Source organism: Thermus sp., assembly GCF_037444525.1.
Lineage (GTDB): Bacteria > Deinococcota > Deinococci > Deinococcales > Thermaceae > Thermus.
This window is the reverse complement of the sequence record NZ_JBBIMD010000088.1, coordinates 1-6095: the sequence shown is the minus strand read 5'-3', so window position 1 is coordinate 6095 and position 6095 is coordinate 1. Positions and strand designations below refer to the sequence as shown.

Annotated in this window: 7 protein-coding genes and 1 rRNA gene; 5 read left to right on the top strand and 3 right to left on the bottom strand. The window is 68.7% G+C overall.

Annotated elements, in window-relative coordinates:
* The first annotated feature begins 165 nt into the window (after nucleotides 1–165).
* On the top strand, nucleotides 166–612 hold the full coding sequence (locus WKI94_RS11225; protein WP_337845817.1) for a hypothetical protein: 447 nt from the start codon (nucleotides 166–168) through the stop codon (nucleotides 610–612).
* Between the two features lie 102 nt (nucleotides 613–714).
* On the opposite strand, the gene murA is transcribed toward WKI94_RS11225, so the two are convergent.
* Entirely contained in the window at nucleotides 715–1989 is a 1275-nt protein-coding gene (gene murA, locus WKI94_RS11220; RefSeq protein WP_337845816.1) for a UDP-N-acetylglucosamine 1-carboxyvinyltransferase, read from the bottom strand.
* Nucleotides 1990–2098: 109 nt separating this feature from the next.
* Between murA and WKI94_RS11215 the strand changes: the two genes are divergently transcribed.
* Genes WKI94_RS11215 through meaB form a run of 4 tightly spaced genes read left to right on the top strand, consistent with a single transcriptional unit; the run spans nucleotide 2099 to nucleotide 5477 of the window.
* Complete coding sequence (locus WKI94_RS11215; RefSeq protein ID WP_337845815.1) at nucleotides 2099–2311, top strand: transcriptional regulator; 213 nt, start codon at nucleotides 2099–2101, stop codon at nucleotides 2309–2311.
* Between the two features lies 1 nt (nucleotide 2312).
* Nucleotides 2313–4130, top strand: coding sequence for a serine/threonine-protein kinase (locus WKI94_RS11210; protein ID WP_337845814.1), 1818 nt, complete (start codon nucleotides 2313–2315; stop codon nucleotides 4128–4130).
* A gap of 4 nt (nucleotides 4131–4134) precedes the next feature.
* The gene (locus WKI94_RS11205) at nucleotides 4135–4509 is read left to right on the top strand and encodes a RidA family protein (protein WP_337845813.1); all 375 of its coding nucleotides are present in this window, start codon (nucleotides 4135–4137) and stop codon (nucleotides 4507–4509) included.
* 17 nt (nucleotides 4510–4526) lie between these two features.
* On the top strand, nucleotides 4527–5477 hold the full coding sequence (gene meaB / locus WKI94_RS11200) for a methylmalonyl Co-A mutase-associated GTPase MeaB (protein WP_337845812.1): 951 nt from the start codon (nucleotides 4527–4529) through the stop codon (nucleotides 5475–5477).
* Here meaB and WKI94_RS11195 read toward each other — a convergent pair.
* Both WKI94_RS11195 and WKI94_RS11190 read right to left on the bottom strand, forming a co-directional pair.
* A complete protein-coding gene (locus tag WKI94_RS11195; RefSeq protein ID WP_337845811.1) occupies nucleotides 5442–5903 on the bottom strand; it encodes an NUDIX hydrolase in 462 nt (153 codons plus the stop codon). The genes meaB and WKI94_RS11195 overlap by 36 nt on opposite strands.
* A gap of 79 nt (nucleotides 5904–5982) precedes the next feature.
* Nucleotides 5983–6095: ribosomal RNA gene (locus tag WKI94_RS11190) — 16S ribosomal RNA — on the bottom strand; the annotation flags it as partial.

The following is a 6095-nucleotide window of genomic DNA, read 5'->3' as shown; positions in this document are numbered from 1 at the left end:
TCCTTTAGGCGGGCTTCCTTGCCGGGGATGTCAAAGATACCCCCGGAGGTTCTCCAGTCGTTGGCTGAGGAGCTTCAGATCCATACCCTTATCAGTATAGAGGCGGGGAGGCTTGGGCACAAGCACCTTAAAATGCCTAGGCTCAAGTTATATGATAAGAAAGTTATGGAACTGGAGAAACTGGCCAGAAGCCTCAAGGAGGCTTACCCCGACGGGTGGGCGGGCGAGCGGGAAAGCCTGGTAACCCTGCTGGTGCAAAAGGGCTACCCCCGCCGCCAGGCGGTGGAGCTGGCCGGGGCCCTCGAGGCCAAGGGCTACGCCCACTTCCTGCCTGGGGAGCGGCCCCGCTGGGTCTTCACCCGCCGCCCCCTGGACCTCAAGGCCCTGATGCGGGCCCTGGACCACGAGTACCAGGCCTTTGTGGGGGAAGGGGACGAGGAGGAGGAAGCCCTGGCCTTCCTCACGGCCCGCCTGGAAGGGGACCGGGAGGTGGCCAGGGAGGTGTTGGAGGCCTTAAGGAGTGCGGGGTACGTGGAAACGGCTTATAGCCCCGAGCTTCTCCGCGACCGCCTCTTCTTCCGCTTCCCGGAGGCCCTTGGCCTTTGGGCCTAAGTACCCCGCCGAAGCTTTCGCTTCGGCGGGGGCCCCAAAAGAAGGGTTCGGCGAGCTTTTTCCTTGTTGCATGGGGAGTTTTCACCGCGAGGGCACTTAGCTTCAGTCGGCGGCCAGGCGAGGGGTTGGCGTTTCCAGCTGGACCTGGGCCCCTAGGGCCTGGAGCTTGCCCACAAGGTCCTCGTACCCCCTCTCCAGGAAGTACACCCCCTCCATCTCCGTGAGGCCCTCTGCGCTCAAGGCGGCCACCAGGAGCCCCCCCCCGGCGCGGATGTCCAGGGCCTTCACCTGGGCCCCGTGGAGCTTTTTGCCGTTCACCATGAGGAGCCGGTCCCGGAGGTAGAGCTCCGCCCCCATGCGGGCCAGCTCCCCCACGTGGGTGAAGCGGTCGGGGTAGACCCGGTCCGTGACCGTGCTCTGGCCGGGTACCGTGGCCAAGTAGGCGGTGAGGATGGGCTGGAGATCTGTGGGGAAGCCGGGGTACTCCCGGGCCTCCACGTGCAGGGGTTGGGGGGTAGGGGTGGCCGTGAGGCGCACCCAGTCCTTTCCGGTGGCGATGCGGTGCCCGGACTGGGCCAGCTTGTCCAAGACCGCGTCCAGGTGGTCGGGGCGGACCCCGGTGAGGGTCACCTCCCCCCGGGTGGCCGCGGCGGCCAGGAGGTAGGTGCCGGCCTCGATGCGGTCGGGGATGATGCGGTAGGTCCCCCCCCTGAGCCGCTTGGCCCCCTTTACGTGCAGGATGGGGCTTCCCAGGCCCCGGATCTCCACCCCGAGGAGGGCGAGGAAGCGGCCCAAGTCCTCCACCTCCGGCTCCACCGCCGCCTGGACCAGGGTGCCCTCCCCTTCCAGGGCCAGGGCCAGAAGGGCCTGCTCCGTCCCCCCCACCGTGGGCAGGTCAAAGACCACCCGGCCCCCCAGGGGCCCCTTGCGGCGGGCATAGAAGGTGTGCCCCTCCTCCGCCACCTCCGCCCCCAGGGCCCTTAGGGCCTTCACGTGCTGGTCCACCGGCCGAGCCCCGAAGGCGCACCCCCCGGGCCAGGAGACCCGCCCCTCCCCGGCCCGGGCCAGAAGGGCTCCCCAGACGATGAAGCTGGCCCGCATCTGCCCCACGAGCTCGTAGGGCGCCTCGAGGCTTTTCAGCTCGGGGGTATGGAGGTGGAGGGCCCGCCCCTCCCACTGGTAGCGGGTACCCAGGTGAGCGAGAAGCTCCAGCATCACCTCCACGTCCCTGAGCCTTGGGACCTCCAGGAGGGTGACGGGTTCCTCCGTGAGGAGGGAGGCCGCCAGGATGGGCAAGGCGGCGTTCTTGGCAGGGTAGATCCGCACCTCTCCCCTAAGCGGGGCTCCTCCTGCTACCCGCAGCACCTTACCTTCCATGCCCCCCTCCCCGGCGTATCCTACCCACCGTACTCAAGGTGAGCATAAGGAGCAAAATGCGCATTGTCAACCGAAGGGGGCTTTGCTACACTAACCCCCAAGAGGGGATATGCCCAAGAAGGAGAAAAAGCGGCTTCAGGTGGTCATCTCCGAGGAGCAGGACGCCCTTTTAACCCGGGCGGCCTACGAGCTTTCCAGCCCGGAAAGGCTGGTTTCCAGGTCGGAGGTGGTGCGCCTGGCCATAGAGAAAATCGCCCGCGAGCTAGAAGAGGGCAAGGCCGAACTGGCCGAACTCCTAAAGAAGCTGGAGCCTGAAGAGTAGAATGCCCCCTGTGCGGCTCGCCGGGCGGTACCGCCTCGAGGCCCCCCTGGGTTCCGGGGGGATGGCTGAAGTCTACCGGGCGGTGGACGAGCGCTTAGGGCGCAAGGTGGCGGTGAAGCTCCTCCACCCAAAGGCCCTTCCCCCCGACCGGGAACGCTTCTTCCTGGAGATTAGGGCCCTCTCCCGCCTCTTCCACCCGGGGATCGTCCAGGTGCTGGACCTGGGAGAGGAGGAGGGCCGGCCTTTCTTCGTCATGGAGCTGGTGGAGGGGGGGCCCTTTGACCGGCTTGGCCCCTTTGAGGAGGGGCCGGAAGGGGAAAGGATCCTCCAGGCCGCGGAGCGGGTCATGGAGGCCCTGGCCCACCTCCACGCCCAGGGAATCCTCCACCGGGACCTCACCCCCAAGAACATCCTCCTCACCCCTGAGGGCCACCCCAAGGTCATGGACTTTGGCCTGGCCTACCTCCTGCGGGAAAGCCGCCACCTCACCCGTACCGGCTACACCCTGGGCACGCCCCACTACATGGCCCCTGAGCAGGCCAAGGGCTTACCCCTTTCCCCCAAGGCGGACCTTTACAGCCTGGGGGCGGTCCTCTACCGCACCCTCACCGGCCACCCCCCCTTTGAGGGGGAAAACGACCAGGCGGTCCTGTTCCAGCACGTCTACGAGGAGCCGAGGCGCCCCGAGGCCCTGAACCCCGCGGTTCCAAAGCCCGTGGCCGAGGCGGTCTTAGCCCTTCTCGCCAAGCACCCGGAGGAGCGGCCCGAGCACCCTGGGCTTTTCCGCTCGGCCCTTCAGGCCTTCCAGGCCCTGCGCCTGGCCACCCCAAGGGGAGGGGCCAGCCGCTCCGGCCACTACCCCTTCGCCCCCGATCCCAGGCGCCTGGCCCTCAAGGGGGCCTTGGACCTGGGGGGGGAGGTGGCCTGGCCGGGGGAGATGGTCTACGCGGAGGGGCGGGTGTACGTGGGGGTGGGCCGGGGCCTGGCCGAGGTGGACCTCCTGCGCCAGGAGGTGCGCCACCTCCCCCTCAAGGAGGAGGTCACCGCTCCCCCCGTGGTGCGGGACGGGGTTTACGTGGGGGCCTGGGACGGGCGGTTTTACCGCTTCCGGGGGGCGGCCTCCGACTGGAGCGCAGCCACAGGGGCAGAGATCACCGCGGGGGGGCTTGTCCTGGGGCCGCGGGTCTACGTGGCCAGCCGGGACGGGACCCTCTCCGCTTACCAGGACGGGGCGCTCCTCTTCCGCTTCCGCGCCGGGGGGCACCTCTCCGCCACCCCCACCTTCTACCGGGGCCTCCTCTTCGTGGGGAGCGAGGACGGCTGGCTCTACGCCCTGGACCCGGAGACGGGCGCTTTGCGCTACCGGGTGAAGACGGGGCCCATCCACGCTCCCGTGGCCGCCCATGGGGGCCTCCTTTTCATCCCCACCTGGACGGGGGAGGTCTACGCCTTTGACCCCCTTTCCCGGGAGACCCTTTGGAACGTGGAGGGGATGGGGGAGATCTGGGGGGGGCTGGCGGTGGACGGGGCGCGGGTGTACGTGGCGGGTTGGGACGGGGTCTTGAGGGCCCTGGACGTGAAGACGGGGGAGGAGGTCTATAGCCTCGAGGTGGGCAAGGTGACCGCGGGGCTTTCCGCCGCGGGGGGGCACGTCTACGTGGCCACGGAGGAGGGGCGCTTCCTGGCGGTGGACGCCAAGGGCCAGGTGGTCTTTGAGGCCACGGGGCTGGGGCCGGTCCAGGTGCCCCCCTTGCCCCTTCCCCAAGAGATCCTGGTGGTAAACCTCTCCGGGCGGCTTTACCGCTTCGGGGTAGGATGAGGCCATGGAAGCCATCCGCACGGACCGGGCCCCAGAGGCCATCGGCCCCTACAGCCAGGCGGTGCGGGCTGGGGGGTTCCTTTTCGTCTCCGGCCAGATCCCCCTGACCCCGGAAGGCCTTTTGGTGGGGGGGGATATCCGCCAGCAGACGGAGCGGGTCATGGAGAACCTCAAGGCCATCCTGGAGGCTGCGGGCTCGGGGCTACACCGGGTGGTCCAGACCACCTGCTTCCTGGCGGACATGGAGGACTTTCCCGCCTTCAACGAGGTCTACGCCCGCTACTTCGCCCCGCCCTACCCCGCCCGAGCCACGGTGGCGGTCAAGGCCCTTCCCCGGGGGGTTAGGGTGGAGGTGGCCTGCATCGCCATGGCGGAGTGAACGCGTAGAATGGGGGCATGGCGGAACAGGCCCCCTTGGCGCTGGAGGAACTCTTAGAGCGCTTCCAAAAGGGAGACGTGCGTGCCCTGGCCCGGGCCCTCACCCTGGTGGAATCGGGCCATCCCCTGGGGCAGGCCCTCCTGAAGGCCTTGAGAGGCCAGGGCCGGGCCAAGGTGGTGGGGGTTACGGGAAGCCCGGGGGCGGGGAAGAGCACGCTCACGGACCGGCTCATCCTGGAGGCCCGAAAAAGGGGGGAACGGGTGGGGGTGCTGGCCGTGGACCCCTCCAGCCCCTTCACCGGGGGGGCCATCCTGGGGGACCGGATCCGCATGATGCGCCACCACCAGGACCCGGGGGTCTACATCCGTTCCCTGGCCTCCCGGGGGGCGCTTGGGGGCCTTGCAGGGGCCACGGTGGCCGCCTTGAGCCTCCTCGAGGCCTTTGGCTTCCAGCGCATCTTCGTGGAGACGGTGGGGGTGGGGCAGAGCGAGGTGGACATCGCCCGGGTGGCGGACACCACCCTCCTCGTCCTCACCCCTGCGGCGGGCGATGCGGTCCAAGCCTTCAAGGCGGGGGTGATGGAGATCGCCGACCTCTTTGCGGTGAACAAGTTTGACCTGCCCGGGGGGGAACGGATCATCCAGGAGCTCAAAAGCGCCCTGGAGCTGGCCCCGCCCCGCCCCGGCGGGTGGCGCCCCCCCATCTACCCCACGGTGGCCGCCACAGGGGAGGGGGTGGAGGCGCTCTTTGAGGGCCTCGAGGCCCACCACCAGCACCTCTTGGCCCACGGCCTTTTGGAGGGCCACCGGCTGGAGCGGGCCCGGTTTGAGGTGGAAAGCGTCATCCAGGAGTGGGGCCGAAGGAGAACCCAAGACGCCAAGGAGGTGGTGGCCCAGGTGGCCCAGGGGCTTCTTTCCCCTGAGGAGGCGGCCCTACGCCTGCTTAAAGCGGAAAAGCGCCCGCTTTAGCATCTCCCGCTCGTTGGCGTAGGAGAGGCGGCGGAGCGCCTCCTCCACCGGCAGGAAGAAGGCGGCCTCCACCTCGGAAAGCTGGGGCCTGGGTTCCCCGCCCCGGTAGGCCATGAGGAAGTAGTGCACCTCCTTGGCCACCGTGATCGGGGCCCCCTCGTCCCGAATGGTGAAGTAGTAGCGCACCTTCCCCAAGGGGGCGAGGACCGCGGCCTCCACCCCCGTCTCCTCCCTTACCTCCCGCACCGCGGTCTCGGGGTAGCGTTCCCCCGGCTCCACCTGGCCCTTGGGTAGGGTGACCACCCGGCCTCCCCGCAGGGTCACCACCAAGACCTCTGGGGGAGTGCCCCGGAGCACCACCCCTCCAGCGGAGACCACCCGCTTGGTGGCTGGCCGTTTTCCCTTGGGGGCCGGGTTCTTGCGCACGGTTTCCTCCAACAAAAAAGGGCGCCCGCAGGCGCCCCCAAGGACCCGAAAAGGGGAGAGGCAGCTTGGTACTCCTTAGAAAGGAGGTGATCCAGCCGCACCTTCCGGTACAGCTACCTTGTTACGACTTCGCCCCAGTCACGGGCCCCACCCTGGGCGCCTCCCTGTAGGGGTGGGCGACTTCGGGTGGAG